The organism is Rhizobium bangladeshense (assembly GCF_017357245.1).
GTDB classification, from domain to species: domain Bacteria; phylum Pseudomonadota; class Alphaproteobacteria; order Rhizobiales; family Rhizobiaceae; genus Rhizobium; species Rhizobium bangladeshense.
Genome location: NZ_CP071615.1, coordinates 62,488 through 80,610, shown reverse-complemented (window position 1 = coordinate 80,610; position 18,123 = coordinate 62,488). Strand labels below are relative to the sequence as shown.

The following is an 18,123-nucleotide window of genomic DNA, read 5'->3' as shown; positions in this document are numbered from 1 at the left end:
ACCGACGGCTGATTGTCGACGCCAGTTTAGCGGTCAGGAAATGACCTCAAGCAGCGCCGCGGCTCCCATACCCCAACCAATGCACATGCTAACGACGGCATACCGCGCTCCGCGCCTACGCCCTTCCAGCAGCGCATGGCCAACAAGGCGCGCTCCGCTCATCCCATAAGGATGACCGATCGAGATGGCGCCGCCATTAACATTCAGCTTAGCCGGATCAAGTCCCAGCCGGTCTCGGCAATAAACTAGCTGCGCGGCAAAAGCCTCGTTGATCTCAAACAGATCTATGTCGTCGACCGAAAGCCCGTGTCGGTTGAGCAGGATCGGAATGGCTAATGCGGGCCCAATTCCCATTTCCTCAGGAGCGCAGCCAACAGTCAGCATGCCGCGGAAGACACCAAGCGGGGTGATGTTTCGCGAGGCCGCTTGGGAGGCCGACATCAGGACGCAGGCGGAGGCGCCGTCTGAGAGTTGAGAGGAGTTGCCAGCAGTGACCGTCGAGCCCTCGCCGATAGTGGCTGGGAGCGCGGCCAAGCCTTCTAGAGTTGTGCCCGCTCGGTTGCATTCATCGCGCTTTACGTGCACGGATGCGATACTTTCCTCGCCCGTCTCCCGGTTTTTCAGAAGCTGCTTAGCTTCAACTGGAATCACCTCATCGGCGAATCGTCCCGCTTCCTGCGCGGCGGCGGTACGCTTCTGGCTGACTAGCGCATATTCATCTTGGTCCGCTCGGCTGACGTGATACTTGCGCGCAACAAGGTCCGCCGTTGCGAGCATTGGCATATAGTATCCGTCCCGAACTGTCGGAATACGATAATTGGTGGCGTTCCAATTCGAGTTCTGCACCAGCGATACGCTGTCCACACCGCCGGCCAAGACCACCTCACTGTCGCCGGACCGGATTTGGTTTGCTGCCGTCGCGATGGCGGATAGGCCGGATGCGCATTGCCGGTCGATTGTAGCGGCGGGCACATCGTCAGGAAGACCTGCGGCAAAGATGGCGTGCCGCGCAGCATTGATGCCGCTGGTGCCCTGGGTCAATGCACACCCGAGCGTGAAATCCTGCACTTCTCCGCCTTCCAGCCCGGCCCGCGCCAAGGCAGCGCGGACGGCATGGGCTGCCAGGACCGGCCCTTGCGTCGCGTTGAAAGCGCCGCGATAAGCCTTGCCGATCGGGGTACGGGCGGTGGAAACGATGACGGCGTCTCGCATGGTTACACTTTCTCCAGGCCGCACCAGTCGGCAATGAATAAGGCGGTCACTTGGGTCACGCGGCGGACCGAGGCCAGATCAACACACTCGTTGAAGCCATGGATCGCTTCGGCGCGCGGTCCATAGACCAGCGCGGGCGTGTTTGCGTAGAGACCGAAGAAGCGGGCATCCGTCGTCGCGGTAATGGCCTCGCACTCCAACGGCGTGCCGGAGACAAGGCCGTGAGCACGGTCCAATGTTGCCAGCGCTGCGTGCGCTACCTCACTCTTGTCGTCCCTGAAAGAATAACCTTCGGCCGCAAAGCCGCTATAAACAATTTCCGGTCGGTTTCTTGCCAACAAGGGATGGTTTCGAGCCGCATCGGAAATGGTCTCTTCGATCATTAGGCGCACATCTTCAACGGCATGTCCTGGAAATACCCCTATGCGCGCATCGAAAACACACCACGCAGGGACGGAGCTGGCCCAGTCGCCGCCCTCGATCTTGCCGATGTTGAGGTTGAGAGCATGGCTGTGGCCGACATAGTCGTGATGGCGGCATTCCATTGCATTCATCTGCCGCTCCAGCCGGTGCAGCGCCTCAAACAACGGGATAGCCGCTTCGATAGCGTTTGCGCCAGAACCGGCATAAGCGACATGGGTCGGCAAACCCCTCAAGTGCACTTGAAACCAGATAACACCAACTTGTGAGGACACGAGCTTTTCGGCAAACGGCTCGGGGAGAAACGCCGCATCGGCGCGATAGCCACGCTGCAGGCAGGCGAGCGCACCGTTTCCAGTACATTCTTCCTCGACAACGGACTGAAAGAACACGTCGGCGGCAGGGCGCAGGCCGAGATGCTTCAACGCCTCGATTGCAAAGAGATTCGAGGCCAATCCGGCTTTCATGTCACCCGCGCCGCGGCCGTACATCCAGTCGCCATCGATGTAAGGATCGAAGGGCGGGCGGTTCCACATATCTAGTGGCCCGGTGGGCACGACGTCGATATGGCCGTTGAGGATCAGGCTGCGTCCGCTACGGGTTCGGCTACGCAGGCTACCCACCACGTTCACAGCATCCTCGTAATTGCCTATGACTGGTGAGAAGCCGGGCAGGTTTGATATGTCATTCACGTCGATTTCCCAGCGATCGACGTCAAAGCCGCGATCAGACAAATCTGTGGCAACAATATCCTGTGCCGATTGTTCTTGGCCTCGGGTCGAAGTTTGGCGCACCAGTTCGGCTAAAAATTCCAGTTCACTCTCGAAGACCGAATCGACGGCATGGAGGATAGTCGTCCTGTCCATTTAAAACCTCGGCAAATCTTGATTTGGAACATGGAAGGCCGTGCCGGTGACGGCCTCTAGTGCGGCAATACTGGTACCAGCAGCGATCTCGCGAAGGTACAAACCGTCGGCGGCGACGTCGAAGACCGCCATATCGGTGTAGATCCGGTTCACGCGACCCGCGGCCGTGAGCGGCAAATTGCATTGGCTAAGGATCTTCGGATTGCCCTTGCTGTCGGTGTGCATCATGACAACCCCCACCCGACGAGCTTTCTGTGCCAGTTCTATCGCCCCCCCCATCCCTGGCGAGAATTTGCCGGGTATCTTCCAGTTCGCCAGATCGCCGTTTGCCGCCACCTGAAAGGCTCCGAGGAGGCTCAGGTCTAGCCGCCCAGATCGGACGATGGCGAAACTTACCGCACTGTTAAAAAATGCGGTGCCGGGTATGATCGAGACATAGGCGCCACCCGCATCGATCAAATTGCGGTCGGCGTTCTCTGGACACAAGACTGGGCCAACCCCCGCGATGCCGTTTTCCGAATGCAGGCAGACAGGGGTGCCAGGCGATACATATTGCAGAACCTCGGTCGGCAGGCCAATGCCCAGATTGACAGTCATGCCGCTTGAAATATCTGCGGCGGCGCGCTTCAACATTCGCGCTTTAGCGTTTGACGACACCATAAATCTCCGGCAATTCGTTGAGTTCAACCACCGCGTCGACAAAGGCTCCGGTCAGATGGATGCTATCCGGGCCAAGGGCGCCGAATGGAACGATGGCCTCGGCCTCCACGATCGTTCTACCAGCTGCCATGGCCATTAGCGGATTGAAGTTTTGCGCAGTTGCTGAAAACGTGAGGTTACCGAAAGCGTCGGCCTTGTTGGCGTGGATAAGCGCGAAGTCTGCCCTCAACGCAGTCTCCACGATGCCCGTTTTGCCGGCTATCTCGACCCGCTGTTTGCCCTCTGCAACAGCTGTACCTAGACCTATATCGGAGACGAAACCCATCATTCCGGCTCCAGCCACGCGGATGCGTTCGGCTAAAATCCCCTGCGGGACGAACTCCACCTCTATCTCGCCCTCATTCATCATTCGCATGGCCGTCGGGTTGAGACCGATGTGGCTGGTGACCAACTTCGCCACTTGGCCATTTTCAAGGAGCCAATCGACGCCCATGCCGGCTTCATTGGCGTCATTCTTGATTACAGTCAGATTGCGAGGGCCTCGCCTGACCAGTTCACGAATCAGACAGAACGGCGTTCCGGGCACACCAAAGCCGCCAAGCATGACCGAGGCACCGTCGGCAATTTGGGAGACTGCCTCCGCAATTTCACTGCGTTTGTCGGGAAGTGGCACAAAATATCCAGTCTTAATGAGCGCAGAGCGTTCTCGCTCCGTCACGATTTCTCTAATTTTGCCCCGTCGTTATCGACGTCCGTTTGCCGAAGAGGGCGCACCCGACGCGGGATTTGCCCTTCTTGCCAATTGGGCTCTCTTAGCCCGACCATCTCTACTTGCGCGCCATAGTGCAAACAGATATCCATAATTCCGATCATTGACGGAATTTATGATGCGTCCATACGAAGAGCGATTCATTTGGCGGCTCGACTGGAATCTGCTGCGCACCTTCACGGTGGTCGTGGAAAAGGGTGGTATTACGCGCGCGGCGGAATTCTTGACGCTAAGCCAGCCTACGGTTTCAAGTGCCCTGAAGCGGCTAGAAGATACCCTCGCGAAGAGACTTCTAGATCGACGACCCGGACATTTTGGTCTGACGCCGGCGGGCGAGACGCTCTATCGGGAATGCTGCTTGCTTTTTGGGGCGGTTTTACGCCTTCCTGGGTTGATGGCTGCGGCTGAAACCATAGTCACTGGGCACATTGCTATCGCGATGACGAGCCACGTGATCTGCCCTCATTTCGACGAGGTGCTGGCCCAATTCAACAGTGCGTTTCCCAAGGTAACCTATTCGATAGCAATCACTGACAGTGCCGAGGTTCTCAGCCGGGTAAGGCAGAACCAGACTACATTGGGCTTGTGCCTGATGCGCGAGGGCGGTCCGCTGATGGAAAGCAGCGTTCTCTTTCGGGAGTTTTTTGGCTTGTTCTGCGGACCGAGGCATCCACTCTTCGGCCGTAAGGATATTACCCCCGAGGCCTTATCGGGTCAGCCCTCGGTTTCGTTCCAGACCGAAATCGAAAATGGCCCTCTTTATCTAGTGCGTCAGTTGCGCGAGCGGGTCAACTTGCAATCGGAGCCACATGGTGTTTCAGCAAACCTGCCGGAGGTCCGGCGTATGATTGTGAACGGGTTGGGTATCGGCGCCCTTCCCGTTCACATTGCACGCCGAGACGTTGATGCGGGACTTCTTTGGCAGTTACCGCCATGGGATGAACTGCCCCAAATAGATATTCATGTTGTGGTGAATCCCCGCAGAAGCCTTAACCCAGCTGAATCCGCGTTTCTTACAGCGGTTCGGGAGATGATTGCGTCAACGCCGTTTAAGGAGCGTACCTATTCATAAGTGCGCGATGTCATGAAACGCATATCGGCAAATAATACCTTTTGTCACGGTATAGCTTCTGTAAGCGCAGTGCTTCGCACCATCGGTCGGTAGCTGAGCGGCCGTCGCAGCCAGATTGCCACCCGAGCCCTAAGTACTTTCGGGATTTCTCGAGCTTCGCTTGAATGTTTTGACGCAGACATCCTCGCCGATAAAGATCTCGGTCCCATATATCTTCCTGGATCCGCTGCAGAATGGCCCGCCCTGATGCTCGGGGTTTTGCGTGAAGCCATTGAAAATACTGGCATGTCGCACTTGGAAATAGAAGGTAGCTGCTACAACATCGGTGGCATTCAAGTTGAAATGTCCGCGGTTGCGCAAGGTTGAAATGTCACTTGCGGCTGCCACACGGCACGCCGACCAGCCCCGATCTGAGCGGCTGGTCCGGGTTGCAAGATCAGATCTGGTGGCTGCAGCTCGTTGAGGCTGCGCCTCGAACATTAGGAAGATCCCACCTGCGAAAACCATTGTGCGGCGACATTTGTCGACCGCGGAGACAACCCTGCTCCGATCCATCCAATCAGGTCAGCCGGGTTGCCTGTCCCGCAAGCCGGCAGGGCGGCTGAATGCGCAAACCAGCTTGACGGATGGAATGCGATTAGACAACCACCAGTGATGCGATCCATCGATCTGGACGAGCTCGCCGAAACAATCGCGCCGGCCGCGTGGTTGGAAAACCCGCTTCTTGCGCTCGCGACGCGAGATCCAGATGCCGGCCTCGGTCATCCATTGCCGCAGCGTCTCCTTGGCAACAGAGATCCGGTGCAACTCGATCAGCTTCTCGCGCGCCAGCGTCGGACCGAAATCCAGATACCGTTCGCGGATCAGATCCAGCGCCGCATTGGAAAATCCTCGCTGTGGCGTCGATTGCTCGGTCGTGATCGCTTCTTCGAAGCCAGACCGGCTTCACCGAAACGGGCATAGGCCTGCAACAACCGATGGACCTGACTTCGACTGAGATCCAGCAACTCGGCGGCCTGGACAACGTTCAGGCGTTCGTCACGGATCTTCTGGATGACTTCGAGGCGATGCAACTCTTTCTGCGACATGGTGATCATAAAGGACATGACGACTCCGACCGCTCATGGTCTCGACCAGGCTGAAGGTCGTCATCCTTGCTCCCAACGTTGGCTTTGACCAGTGCGTCGAGAGGCGAGACTGTCGCATCTCTAACTGGCCCAACTGTCGCATTACTAAATAGCCGCTACACGTTCGGCAGGCATATCGTTGATTTATGGAACTTTGCCGGCCCCGCTGGTCTTATGTGGCTGTTACCGGCGATGAGTGGCGTTCACGCAAGGAGGAAATCTATTCCGTGTGCACCACCCCAGACGTTGCGAGCGATACCTCGGCCATTCTCGCTCTACGCTTCGATCTTAGGGAGACAACGTCGTCCTCGATAGTCTTTTTGGAGCCATGTATCTCTCGCGGTCCCGGACTGGTTGCGGAGTCGCCCCTCCTTGCTGTCCGTGAGCAAGCCGCCGGAGGGCGAGATTGCAAGGCCTTTTGAATGGCCGACTTGGATAGAAAATAATCGCACTTCAGCGAATTGATTGTCCTCGTACCTATTCACTGCGACAACACTCTCGTGCGGCCAACTCATCATCACAACGAATGTGGAGAACTGCCGAGAAAATGTAGTCACCACTTTGGTGTACGACATATTCCACCTCCTTCGAGGCATCCATCATCGCAACGGGAGCCCAGACCCCGCTGTTTTGGCCTTCCCTCGGAAAAGACATTGGTGCGCCTGAATTCACGACCTCTGCTGGCTTTTTCTACCGAAGGCAGGAAGCGGTCGTTGTCAGTGGCGTGAACACCGCCGCGCAGGAGGCGCTCTACCCGCCGAAGCTTGTCTTCAATACGTGCTATGATCAGTGGCAGCAACAAGCCAAATGTGGACAGCTGCTTCACAGTAACGATCCTGGAATCGCACTGTCACGGTCAGTTGGAGATGGCCGGGCCGGCTAAATCAAGGTCACGAGCCCTGACCGGGATGACAACCGTGGCAGTGTCCTCGCGGCCGGCGTTATCAACCCGATGTGCCAGGCGATCCACGCCGCCGCATGCGGGGCATAGCGGACTTTCCTTACGTAGCATCTACTGTGCTGGTCACGCAGGGATCAGATTTCGGTCTGAACACTTGATTTCTCTGATGTCTGCCGGTAATACGATCCAAATCGTTCTGTGGAAGGTTAATTCACATGAACAATCGATACAGCGCGGGCGGCTACAACAGCCTTCAGCTCAACCGCGAGGGTCAGGCAGAAGCCTTTGATGCCATCGGCGCTCGCTATAATGAGACCTTTCCACACAAACAGGGTCAAGTCTCGGCGGGTGATTGGCTGATCAAGTCATTGCCGGCCGGTTCTCGGGTTCTGGATCTGGGCTGCGGTACCGGAGTGCCAACGGCGCTTCAGTTAGCGGCCTCCGGATTAGAGGTTGTGGGCATCGACCTGTCGGGCGGGATGGTGAAGCTCGCGCGGGAGTATGTCCCTGGCGCGACATTCCACCAGCTGGACATTGCTGACTTGCGACCAGGTGGCCCGCGGGACCTAGGCCAGTTCGACGCTGTCACAGCCTTCTTCTCGCTGCTAATGTTGCCGCGTGCAGAGATTCCTCTTGCACTAATGACGATTCGAAATCTGCTGGTCCCTGGTGGCTTGTTCGCCCTGTCCATGGTAGAGGCCGATGTCGACGATTTCTCAATCCCCTTCCTCGGAAACAACATCCGAGTCTCAGGCTACCTGCGCGAAGATCTGCGGGCGGTCATCGGAACGGCGGGCTTCCAAATAGTGGAGGAAACCTCCTACGCCTATGCCGCCGCTGTCGATGTGCCGCCTGAGGAACAGATCTTCCTATGCTGTCGTATGAGTTTTTCTCGCAGCGAATCGATGCGCATATCCAGCGTCGGCAAGCCAGCGGTGTAGCGGGCGGTCGTGCGTGGTCGGGCCAAGCGCAGCGGCAAATAGCGCAGATAATTGGTGCTTCACTTCAGAAGGCCGGCCCTTGAACAGCGACTATATCGCCCAGCTCTCCTTCCGTCCTCCTTTGCGTACGGACGTTTTCCCCTTGCAATTGCTTAAATGCGAACTCGATCGGGAAAGCAAACGTCGTAGTGAAGACTTGCTGACGGCAGTCGGGGAGGATTTGCAATCCGGCATTCGACTGCGCTGCAAAACGAGGAGAAGCTGGCTGTCGCCTCTCGCGGACCGGTCGCAGACATTGCAGGTCATCAATCGGCAACTCATCTTTAGGTTAGATCGTTACGGACGCGAAGACCGGATTGGTTGGCTGCAGCTGTTAACCGACCCTGTTGCTCTTTCAATCGAGAGGACTGCCTCGGGAGGACGGCCGCCGCCGTGCAGTGCAGTCAGGCGATCGCGCAATTCCTTGTCTGCTGCCGTTAGTCTGTGGTTTAGACGTAGATAATCAGTCCATGTCGGCGTTTTAAACGCCTCTGTCCATAGCGCAGGGATCTGTAGGTTTCGTTGGAGAGTCCAGTTCCGTGCCCCCGCTCGGCTTTGAATGCGCCGCTGCTCGCGCATGCATTCGAGAAACGTGTCGACATGCCGCTCTCCTATGACGTAGTCGACCTTGACCACGATGGGCCCGCTTCTCGGCTGGAGGTCGAGTGCGAGCGGCGGCGCTACAAACGAAGAGACCTCATGATCCATTTCTTCCCACAATTTTATCGGCAGCAGGAATGCGACCCCTGCAGTGAGAAGTAATACCATGGCGGCGGCTAGGAAAGCGGTCGTCAGTGCGAAATTCTGGGCGATGGCGCCCCAGACGCAACTGCCTACCGCCATCCCGCCGGAAGAAAGGGCATAATAGATTGACAGCGTGCGGCCGACGACCCATCTCGGGCTCGATAATTGTACTGAAATGTCTACTCCGGTCCAAGTGAGGAGCCAACCTGCACCACCGACAGCCAATGCAAGGGCCGCGCACCAGATCGAGGACGTCAAGGGTAGGACTAAACAGCATACGGCACAGGCGACGGATGCGATAGCGATGAGACGGGTCTGGGATAGAAGGCGCCTGAGATGGCCGGCGGCAAGCCCGGCGCTGAACGCGCCTATGCCAAACGCAGTCAAGAGGGCGCCATAAGTGATAGGACCTCCGGCGAAATGATTGCGGACGATCAGAGGCAGCAGAGCGAGAATCGAAATGCCTGCAAAGCCGAACAACGTGCCGCGTGCAATCGCCGCTCTGATTTGGATCGACATTGCGGTAAAGCGCAGCCCATCTTGAATGGCTGTTAGAACACGCTCAGACGGCAGCGAGGAAGAGTTCACGTGCCATTTTGAGCGCGATACAGCAGCAAGCGGCACTAAGTCGCTGAGAGCCGCTAACACGAATGCGGTAAGGGGTCCCAAGAAAGCAAGAATTGGCCCCCCAATTGCCGGCCCTGCCGCTCGAACAATGTTATACCCAACCGACATCAGTGTGACCGCCGCCGGAACGTCACGCTTCTCCAGGATGTCGCCTACAGAGGCGTGCCAAGCGGGATCATTCACCGCGAAACCGCATCCCGCCAGGAAGCCTAGCGCTAATATCAGCCAAGGACTGATGCATCCCAGTGCAACGGATATGGCCAGCATCAGCGAAGAAAAGGCGATCAAGTAATGGCCGATGAGCATTACGCAACGTCGGCTGAAACTGTCGGCAATAGCTCCTGCGAGGATTGACAGGAGGAACGCCGGTAGAGTGGAAGAGGCCGGCACTAGCGCGACCATCACATCGGAAGCGGAGGTCGTAGCCATCAGCCAGCTGATTGCTGTAGTCTGAATGAGCCATCCGAGGTTTGCGATTTGTGTGGCCGTCCAGATTGAACGGAACACCTTATTTCGGAGCGGGGTGAATGCTGTCGAAGTGACTGAACTCGAATTTTTCATGCCGCATATCTCTTGAGCTCTAATCCAACGGCGATGCTGCGAGGCAGCAGGAAATTCGGTGCGAAACGCGGGGGCTCGCATGTCATTGGTGACGGGCGAAGGCTGGCGGAGGTTTCCGCCAGCCTTCCGGATCAAGCCCGCGCTAGCGAGACGCCAGGCCCGTATCGCAAGCGGCTGCAATCGATGCGCGTGCACCTTCTCTGGTGCCGGTCGGCGTCTTTTGGATCAGCGGTTGAATCCTATTGGATTCCCTTTTCAAAATACCGCTTGTGGGCGACATCAAGGATGCCATTGATCGAACTCGAGTAGCTGTGTCCCGCAGCCATCGCGGCTAGCACATAAGGGGAGTTCCTGCTGAGACCCGGCATTGAGTTGATTTCTAGAACAAAAGGTTTGCCGGAACGATCGATCCGAAGATCTACGCGGGCATAGTCGCGGCACTGGCAAGCATGGAAAGTAGCAATCGAAATATCCCTCAGTAATGCCACAAGTCTGCTCCCGATCTTCGCCGGGCAAATCTTTGGCGGCTGAGCGGCCGCCAGGTACTTCGCTTCCCAGGTTAAAATTTTAGCGTCGAGTTGGGCGAGATCGTGCTCCACGAGAGGAAACACCTCGAGATCTTCATTTCCAAGCAGCGCTACGTTGATTTCCCGCCCCTCGATGTATTCTTCCACGAGCGAATCTTGTGCATACTGAGCGTCGATCCTTTCGATTGCCGGCCTAAGTTCAGCTGCGTCATGGACGACTCGCAGCCCGAAGCTGTTGTCCTCGTGACGCGGCTTCACTATTAACGGAAATTGCAGATCGCCGGTGCTCTCGGTGCCGCGACGCATGACGCGAAAGTTCGGCGTTGGCACGCCACTATCGCGCATAAGCATCTTGCTGATGACTTTATCGTCCGTCAGTCCATGCCCAAGCGGACTAGATCCGGTATACGGAACACCAGCCATTTCGAGCATTCCTGGAACGTGGGTGAACCGGTACTCGCCCTGAATCCCTTCGGCCAAGTTGAAGACCATTCCCGAGGGGCGGCCGGTTAGCGGATCGGGTGGCATGAACTGCTCAAGCGCAGCGAGTAGTGTTTTATTCCCTTGACACAGCAGCGTCTCGTGACCGCCTTCTCCCAGCGCCGCCAGCACATTGTCAACTATTCGTCCCTCCGGCGGCCACGGTTGCGGCGGTTGCGGATATGGCTGGCCGAATCGGTTGATTACGCCCGTGAATTCGCTATTACACACGACTGCTATTAGCATGGTCATACTCCAACGAAAGAAGACGAGGGGCAATACGCCGTTTAATTGGCAACCTTCCTCGATTCGCTATGTATCTATCGGCATTTACGCCCAGCGCTCTGACCGGGCCACATGACTGCTGCAATCGGCGTGCCAACGATGACGTTCCGCGAAATGAGGCTCCAAAGCCACGTGTGTCCCGCGTCGCCGCCGTAAATGCGCTGTCGCTTTTCGCACCGAAATGTCTTAAATCTCACAAAGTCGAAGAGGAGCAACCGGCACGTCGATCGGACCTGGCTAAGCGCCGCCGCCACACAAGCCTTGTTGCCACGTTGCATGGTGGCCCTTGAGTGACTCACAAGGATTGTGCTGACTTTCGGCTGCCGGCCGTGGCCCTCAAACATGATCCTGTTCCAGGCCATGGGTGGCAAATTCGAAGACGCACGAGAGCCTTTCACACAGGCGTTGTTTCAGGCAAGGAGCCCCGCGGACGCAGCGGAACTATCCATCGTGGTCCAGCACGTTAACTCCCAAGAAGTGTTCGGTCGCGGTGCCCTGTCGATTGGATGTGCGAGCTCTGGCCTATCGCAGCAGAGAGGACAGTGGCGGGCCGATCGTGCTTCTAGACTACCAGCCGTCCGCTGCGCCTTCCTCGGAGGTCACCGGGCATATTGATGTCCGATCGCGATACCTCTCGGCGCACACTGAGCGCCGCAATTCATCTTGAGCCCGCGCCTACGCTGCACTTGAGTTGCAAGCTCACATGGATCCCTTCGTCAGCAACACAGCCCATCTTGCTTCTCGATGGCTGGAATATCGATTTGATATTTGCCAAGTCTGAAAGAGCTCTCCAATTTTCAGCAACGAACCAAGCTGCACTGTTTCCAGCTCTACGACATCAGGAGATGCTGAGCGCGAGCTAGGCTACTCAAGGCTCAACGGAAGGCACATCAATGAAAACTGCGAACTATTCGCGTAATGCCGGTGTCATCGTCGATCTACGTCTCGTGTCGGGAGACGAATGATGGGAGAGCAAATTTTGCACCCGCCGCTTCCCCACGCCGAGGAGCGAATCCGCGTCCTTCATGAAGATGTCACGACTGACAAATTCGGCTGGCTTCGTAATCGCGAAAACCCCGATGTGCTCCAGTATCTTGAAGCAGAGAACCTTTACGCGCAACAGGCGACAGCCCACTTAGCGGAGATCAAACAGCAACTGGTTGCCGAAATTGACGGGCGTAAAGCCGGTGGCGGCAGTCATCCTGTTTTGACAGTCGGTCCCTTTGAGTATTTTCGGGTGCAGGAGGATGGCCTGCCTCATTTGGCATGGTGGCGCCGACCAATTGCAGGAGGCCCTAAGGAACTTGTACTGGACCCGAACACGTTACAGGGCGCGGCTGTCTTCTTCACACTTGGCATTTTTGAACCAAGCGATGACGGGCGGTATCTAGCGTATAGTTTTGATGTCGTCGGCAATGAGGGCTTCGAACTTAGGGTGCGGGATGTCTCTAGCGGCCAGGACGTCTGGCGAGGCCCGGCGCGAATTGGCCAGGCAGTCTGGGCCGCCGATAGCCGATCACTCTTTTTCTCACAGGAGCGCAGTGACAGGCGTCAGCATGATCGGATCGTTCGTCTGGATGTGGAAGCCAGCAAATCCGAGGTAGTCTTCGAAGAATCCAACGAGCGGCTCGCAGTAGTTATTCGGCGATCGCACAGCGGCGATTGGCTGTTTCTCAACGTGGTCCCCGGATGCGACAACACGCTACGCGTCCAACGAGGTGCCGCGGAAGTGTGGTGTCTCGCGTCGAACGATCCGAGAGGGAAGTGGCGCCGGATCGTGACACGTGATCTGGGACATCAGGTTTATGCTGAACACTGGAACGACAAATTCCTGTTCCGTGTAGACGACAACGGCCCGGACTGGCGAATTGTAAGCGCGCCGATAGCCGACCCATCGCCGGCGCATTGGAAAGAGATCGTTCCTCATCGAGCAGGAGTGACCCTGGAGGAGGTACACGTATTCGATCAGGATCTGGTTTCATTTGAGCGCGAAAGCCTCAGACCTCGGCTTGTCGTGTATGGCCGAGAGGGAGAGGTTAAATCCGTCATCGTTCACGAGGAGAACACGTGCACGTTGAAAGTCGGAGTTTCGGCAGGAGGCTCCTACTCGGTAGCGCGGCATCGTTTCTACAGCTCACAGCTGGTCTACTCTGTCACTTCGTTTATTAGGCCGGACACGTACACAGAGTACGATATGGCAAACGGCCGATCGAAAATTGTTTATCAAGCCGATGTCCCCGGCTACGACCCCTCTCAATACGTTGCAACGATCGTAATGGCCGATGCCGAAGACGGGGTTCAAGTGCCGATCTCGCTGATCGCTCGGCGGGACCGGCAGCCCGGCGGCCCCGTTCTCCTGAACGTCTACGGCTGTTACGGCACGACGAGATGGCCCTCTTTCTTCTCCGCGCCCTCATGTCTGGATGCGCGTTTGAGCCTCCTTGATCGAGGAATCGCTTTCGGCATCGCGCATGTACGGGGTGGCGGAGAGTTCGGGCGTCGCTGGTATGATGTGGCCATTCGTGATCGAAAGACGGTCACTTACACGGATCTGATCAGATGTGCCGAGACTCTGGTTGAACAGGGGTATGCTGGGCGCGACGAAATTGTCATTGAAGGAAAAAGTGCCGGCGGAGGTACCGTGTTGGCTACGGCCGCATTGCGACCTGATTTATTTCGGGCCGTGATCGCGGAGGTGCCAGTTGCCGACATCATCGACACCGAGCTGGACTTCAACATGCCTTTCGCATTGGCGGAGACAGCAGAATATGGAGATCCGCGCGTTCCGGACGAGTACAGGTACATGCGCGCCTATGACCCATACTACAATTTGGAGGCTGATAGACCACTTCCGCCCACTTACATTGACGCCGCGCTCGATGACAGCCAGGTACTTTTTCACCAGCCTGCAAGGTACGTCGCACAGCGCCGCTCATGCACGCCTAATCGCGACCCCGCGCTCGTCCTTAGGACCCGCATGCTCGGCGGTCACTCCGGATATTCACACGGACCCGCGGTAGTGGAAGAAGCCGCGTTCCGGCAGGCTTGGATCCTTGATCACCTCGATCGTTTAGGGAGCTCGAGGTGAAACGACAACGTAGCAGGGCCTGTCTAACGGGCCATGCGATACTGCCATCCTGGTCTCCGCAGCGGCTTTATCGCGTCTTAGGAGACTAAGGCCTACGGCTAGAGCTTTGTCGCCCGACGAAGTCGGGATCAATGCGTTCCAGCATGCAGCGAACATTTGCTTAACAAGCCTTTGACAGGTCTCAACAATCTGGTTTCGAGATGAGCACATATCGAAACTCTATTTGTCAATTCCATTCGGCGTAGCCAGTTTGCTCGCCGGAGAGAGAGACGCGCCACCAATATCGCTGAGGGACACTTTGTCCGCGTCGTTACAGCTAACGCAACTCCATCACGGACCAGATGAAATCAAAAACAAGTAGGGGAACTTAGACAATGAAGATCTCTCGGAGAAACGTAATCAAAGCGAGCATGGCGATGGGAGCGGCAGCGTCGTTCCCTTACCTGCTCCGCGCACAGGCATCGACCGGAGGAGAACCAGTGAAATGGTCCCACGGCGTGCCGCAGGCCTTCGATCCTTACACGACGACAGACGTAGATATCGGCGATTACGCCTTTGGTGTCTACGATATGCTCTTCGGCCTCGATTCAAAGCTCGTGCCACAGCCGCAAATGATCGGGGATTGGAGCGCTTCGGACGACAAGAGGACTTACACTTTCCAGCTTCGAGACGGACTGAGCTGGCACGATCACACGCCGGTTACGGCGGCGGATTGTGTCGCCTCAATTCGGCGTTGGTTCCAAACACCGGGCGGGAGTTTGGTGAAGCAGCGGGCGCATGATGTTTCCAAAAAGGACGACAAAACCTTTATCATCACGCTCAAAGAGCCACTGGGTTTGCTGATTGATCAATTGGCGCAAGTGAGCACCTACCCGCTGTTCATCATGCGCGAAAAGGACGCAGATCGTCCACCGAGTGAGGCAGTTACCACACACATCGGATCGGGGCCATTCAAGTTCAACGAGGAGCTTTTTGTACCCGGGGCTAACATTACGTTCGACAAGTTTGAAGAGTATGTTCCTCGCAGCGAGGCCCCCGACGGACTTGCAGGTGGCAAGATCGCCAGAGTCAGTCGTGTCATCTGGAACGACTTTCCGGATCAGCAGACGGCCGTTTCGGCCTTGCAGGCCGGAGAGATCGACTTCCTAGGCGCGCCTCCAGCCGATCTTTACCCGGTGATCGAGAGTGATCCGAGCCTTGTGCTCGAGGATCTGTACAAATCCGGTTACAACTATTTCCTCCGCATGAACTGCCTGCAAAAGCCGTTTAACAACATTAAGGCGCGGCAGGCGATGCTGCATCTCATCAACCAGGAGGCGTTTCTTCGCGTCATCAATCCATCGCCACAATACAGTCGTCCCGTCAAATCTCTGTTTGGCACTGGTACAGCTTATATCAATGATGCGAACACAGATTGGTACAAGGAGGGTGGTGACCTCGAGGCGGCCAAGCGGCTTTTTGCGGAGGCCGGCTACGCTGGCGAAAAGGTCGTTATCCTCGATCCCACCGACTGGGGTGAAGCGCACAACGCTTCGCTGTTACTCGCATCGGAAATGCGCAAAATTGGGATCAATGCGGAGCTGGCATCGACTGACTGGGCTGGCCTTGTTACCAGAAGGGCCAAGAAGGTTTCTGTCGACGAAGGTGGCTGGAGCATCTTCATTTCCTCCGCCACAGATTTCCAGTTCGGCGATCCGACAACTGCGGCCTGGATGGCGATGAACGGAGAGGAAAGTTGGTTCGGCTGGCCTGAATCAGCCGAATACGAGGCGCTGCGCGCCAAATGGCCCGACGTCGAAACGCTTGAAGAACGCCAAGCCCTCGCTCGCGAGATGCAGCAGATTTGGTGGAATTACGCGAGCTTGGTTAGCTTGGGCCAGGTTGTATCACCCGTTGCACACAGGAAGGACTTGACCGGCCTAGTCGGTCTGAAGACCGGCAATGTTCCAATGTGGAATATGCAAAAGGGGTGAGTCTTTTGGTCTACTACATCCTTCGCAGGCTGATCTCGGCCATCGTCGTCATGGCCATGGTCGGGATATTCATCTTCCTTCTCATCAGGCTAACGCCCGGAGACCCAGCAGCCATCATTGCCGGGCCGACTGCTAGCGAGCAGATGGTCGCCAGCGTTCGAGAGCAACTTGGGCTAAACGAGCCGCTGCCAGTACAGTTCGGACAATGGGCACAAAACACCCTGCGCGGCGATTTCGGTACGTCGGTCTTCGCCGGGCGTCCGGTCGTTCAACTCGTGAAACAGAGGATGGAACCGACGTTATCAGTGTCACTTTTGACATTGTTCGTTTCAGTAGTCGGCGGAGTGACGTTTGGCATTTTTGCTGCTTGGCGCGCGGGAGGTTTCGTCGATCGCGCGCTAACCGTATTTTCGGCACTCGGTTACTCTCTTCCGGTTTTCGTGGTCGGTTATTTCCTCATTTATGTGTTTGCTATCCAGACGCGACTGCTCCCGGTTCAAGGCTACGTGCCGATCGGCCAGGGCCTCGGGCCATGGTTCGCTCATCTCATCCTCCCGACTGTTGCGCTAAGTCTTCCCTATATCGCCTTCATCGCTCGGATCGCGCGGGCCAGCATGCTGGAGGTGTTGTCGGAGGATTACATGCGCACGGCCGCTGCGAAGGGGGCATCGCCATACTCGATGCTTTTTCGTCATGCTTTGAAAAATGCGGGCGCACCTATCGTCACTGTGATCGGTCTTAGTTTCGCCTATATGATTGGCGGGGTCGTACTCACCGAAACGGTGTTCAATATCCCCGGAATTGGCCGTCTCGTAGTCGATGCGATCAACAATCGAGATTACCCGGTCATTCAAAGCGTACTCATCGTCATCTCAGGAATATACGTCCTGATCAACTTGGCGGTCGATCTTGCGTACACGCTGATCGATCCCCGGATTCGGTACTGATATGTCTTTTGCTATTTCGTTACCAAACCCCGGGCAACGGGGTCGCTTTCGAGTCTCATACCTCGCCCGCCATGCTCGAAGACACCCGCTGGTTCTGATCGGCGGTGGTCTCCTGGTGATCCTGATCGCTCTGACGCTCGCAGCTCCACTTTATGCGGGTGATCCGTTGAAAATGGATCCGTTTGTCCGCCTGCAACCCCCCTCCGCCGAATATTGGTTGGGGACAGATAACCTGGGTCGGGATGTGTTCGCTCGGACCGTTTGCGGCGCGCGGATCTCTCTCACGGTCGGATTGGTATCGGCGCTACTGGCCGCCTCCGCCGGGCTTCTGATCGGTGTACTCGCCGGCTACATTCGAAGCTTCGACAATGTCATCATGCGCGTGATGGACGCTTTGATGTCGATCCCGACGTTCTTGCTTGCAATCGCGCTCATCTCGCTCACGGGGACGGGAATTGGCATTCTGATTATAGCGATCGCCATCCCACAAATTCCGAGCGTGACGAGAATGGTAAGGTCAGTGGTCCTAAGTGTGCGTGAACGCGCATATGTCGAGGCCGCTGTTTGCGGCGGAGCACGACTGCCGAAGATTCTGTGGCGCCATATTCTTCCGAGCACTCTACCGCCACTCATGGTCCAAACTGCGGTTGTTTGTGCGGACGCGATCATGACCGAAGCCGGGCTGAGCTTCTTAGGCGTTGGCGTGCCCCCCGAAATCTCAAGTTGGGGGAATATGATCTCCAGCTCTCGGCTGTACCTGTCAATTGCTCCTTTCACCATATTCGCACCGGGAATCTTTCTTGCGATCACGGTTCTGGCGGTAAATCTGTTTGGGGACGGTCTCCGCGACTTGTTCGACCCTCGTGCGAAAAGGCGGAGATGAC

General features: G+C 56.8%; 12 protein-coding genes and 1 pseudogene. 6 read left to right on the top strand and 7 right to left on the bottom strand.

Annotation, left to right across the window (positions count from 1 at the left end; genetic code table 11):
* Window positions 1–33: 33 nt before the first annotated feature.
* Genes J2J98_RS26370 through J2J98_RS26355 form a run of 4 tightly spaced genes read right to left on the bottom strand, consistent with a single transcriptional unit; the run spans window position 34 to window position 3,831 of the window.
* On the bottom strand, window positions 34–1,212 hold the full coding sequence (locus J2J98_RS26370; protein WP_207603924.1) for a thiolase family protein: 1,179 nt from the start codon (window positions 1,210–1,212) through the stop codon (window positions 34–36).
* 2 nt (window positions 1,213–1,214) lie between these two features.
* Entirely contained in the window at window positions 1,215–2,498 is a 1,284-nt protein-coding gene (locus tag J2J98_RS26365; RefSeq protein WP_207603923.1) for an ArgE/DapE family deacylase, read from the bottom strand.
* A complete protein-coding gene (locus J2J98_RS26360) occupies window positions 2,499–3,131 on the bottom strand; it encodes a 3-oxoacid CoA-transferase subunit B (RefSeq protein ID WP_207603922.1) in 633 nt (210 codons plus the stop codon).
* A gap of 7 nt (window positions 3,132–3,138) precedes the next feature.
* Window positions 3,139–3,831 carry a CoA transferase subunit A gene (locus J2J98_RS26355; protein ID WP_207603921.1) on the bottom strand — a complete coding sequence of 231 codons (693 nt, stop codon included), beginning with the start codon at window positions 3,829–3,831 and terminating at the stop codon, window positions 3,139–3,141.
* Between the two features lie 211 nt (window positions 3,832–4,042).
* Between J2J98_RS26355 and J2J98_RS26350 the strand changes: the two genes are divergently transcribed.
* Window positions 4,043–4,999 (top strand): LysR family transcriptional regulator, encoded by a 957-nt coding sequence (locus J2J98_RS26350; protein WP_246569473.1) that lies wholly within the window; start codon window positions 4,043–4,045, stop codon window positions 4,997–4,999.
* Window positions 5,000–5,611: 612 nt separating this feature from the next.
* Here the strand turns inward: J2J98_RS26350 and J2J98_RS26345 are convergent.
* A pseudogene (locus J2J98_RS26345) lies at window positions 5,612–6,105 on the bottom strand (helix-turn-helix domain-containing protein); the annotation flags it as partial.
* 1,137 nt (window positions 6,106–7,242) lie between these two features.
* Here J2J98_RS26345 and J2J98_RS26340 point away from each other — a divergent pair.
* Window positions 7,243–7,968: a class I SAM-dependent DNA methyltransferase gene (locus J2J98_RS26340; RefSeq protein WP_207603920.1), complete on the top strand. Its 726-nt coding sequence runs from the start codon at window positions 7,243–7,245 to the stop codon at window positions 7,966–7,968.
* A 336-nt stretch (window positions 7,969–8,304) separates the two neighbouring features.
* Here J2J98_RS26340 and J2J98_RS26335 read toward each other — a convergent pair whose 3' ends face one another.
* Together J2J98_RS26335 and J2J98_RS26330 are read right to left on the bottom strand one after the other, a co-directional pair.
* On the bottom strand, window positions 8,305–9,939 hold the full coding sequence (locus J2J98_RS26335; protein WP_207603919.1) for an MFS transporter: 1,635 nt from the start codon (window positions 9,937–9,939) through the stop codon (window positions 8,305–8,307).
* Between the two features lie 239 nt (window positions 9,940–10,178).
* The gene (locus J2J98_RS26330; RefSeq protein WP_207603918.1) at window positions 10,179–11,192 is read right to left on the bottom strand and encodes a D-alanine--D-alanine ligase family protein; all 1,014 of its coding nucleotides are present in this window, start codon (window positions 11,190–11,192) and stop codon (window positions 10,179–10,181) included.
* 1,000 nt (window positions 11,193–12,192) lie between these two features.
* Here J2J98_RS26330 and J2J98_RS26325 point away from each other — a divergent pair.
* From J2J98_RS26325 to J2J98_RS26310, 4 genes are all read left to right on the top strand, one after another.
* The gene (locus J2J98_RS26325; protein ID WP_246569472.1) at window positions 12,193–14,319 is read left to right on the top strand and encodes a prolyl oligopeptidase family serine peptidase; all 2,127 of its coding nucleotides are present in this window, start codon (window positions 12,193–12,195) and stop codon (window positions 14,317–14,319) included.
* A 374-nt stretch (window positions 14,320–14,693) separates the two neighbouring features.
* Entirely contained in the window at window positions 14,694–16,292 is a 1,599-nt protein-coding gene (locus J2J98_RS26320; protein ID WP_207603917.1) for an ABC transporter substrate-binding protein, read from the top strand.
* A 5-nt stretch (window positions 16,293–16,297) separates the two neighbouring features.
* Complete coding sequence (locus J2J98_RS26315; RefSeq protein ID WP_207603916.1) at window positions 16,298–17,239, top strand: ABC transporter permease; 942 nt, start codon at window positions 16,298–16,300, stop codon at window positions 17,237–17,239.
* Window position 17,240: 1 nt separating this feature from the next.
* Window positions 17,241–18,122 carry an ABC transporter permease gene (locus J2J98_RS26310; protein WP_168333681.1) on the top strand — a complete coding sequence of 294 codons (882 nt, stop codon included), beginning with the start codon at window positions 17,241–17,243 and terminating at the stop codon, window positions 18,120–18,122.
* Window position 18,123: the final 1 nt, after the last annotated feature.

Coding starts and splice junctions, on each gene's coding strand:
- J2J98_RS26370 (WP_207603924.1), bottom strand. CDS start 1,212: ATGCGAGACGCCGTCATCGTTTCCACCGCCCGTACCCCGATCGGCAAG.
- J2J98_RS26365 (WP_207603923.1), bottom strand. CDS start 2,498: ATGGACAGGACGACTATCCTCCATGCCGTCGATTCGGTCTTCGAGAGT.
- J2J98_RS26360 (WP_207603922.1), bottom strand. CDS start 3,131: ATGTTGAAGCGCGCCGCCGCAGATATTTCAAGCGGCATGACTGTCAAT.
- J2J98_RS26350 (WP_246569473.1), top strand. CDS start 4,043: ATGATGCGTCCATACGAAGAGCGATTCATTTGGCGGCTCGACTGGAAT.
- J2J98_RS26340 (WP_207603920.1), top strand. CDS start 7,243: ATGAACAATCGATACAGCGCGGGCGGCTACAACAGCCTTCAGCTCAAC.
- J2J98_RS26335 (WP_207603919.1), bottom strand. CDS start 9,939: ATGAAAAATTCGAGTTCAGTCACTTCGACAGCATTCACCCCGCTCCGA.
- J2J98_RS26330 (WP_207603918.1), bottom strand. CDS start 11,192: ATGCTAATAGCAGTCGTGTGTAATAGCGAATTCACGGGCGTAATCAAC.
- J2J98_RS26325 (WP_246569472.1), top strand. CDS start 12,193: ATGATGGGAGAGCAAATTTTGCACCCGCCGCTTCCCCACGCCGAGGAG.
- J2J98_RS26320 (WP_207603917.1), top strand. CDS start 14,694: ATGAAGATCTCTCGGAGAAACGTAATCAAAGCGAGCATGGCGATGGGA.
- J2J98_RS26310 (WP_168333681.1), top strand. CDS start 17,241: ATGTCTTTTGCTATTTCGTTACCAAACCCCGGGCAACGGGGTCGCTTT.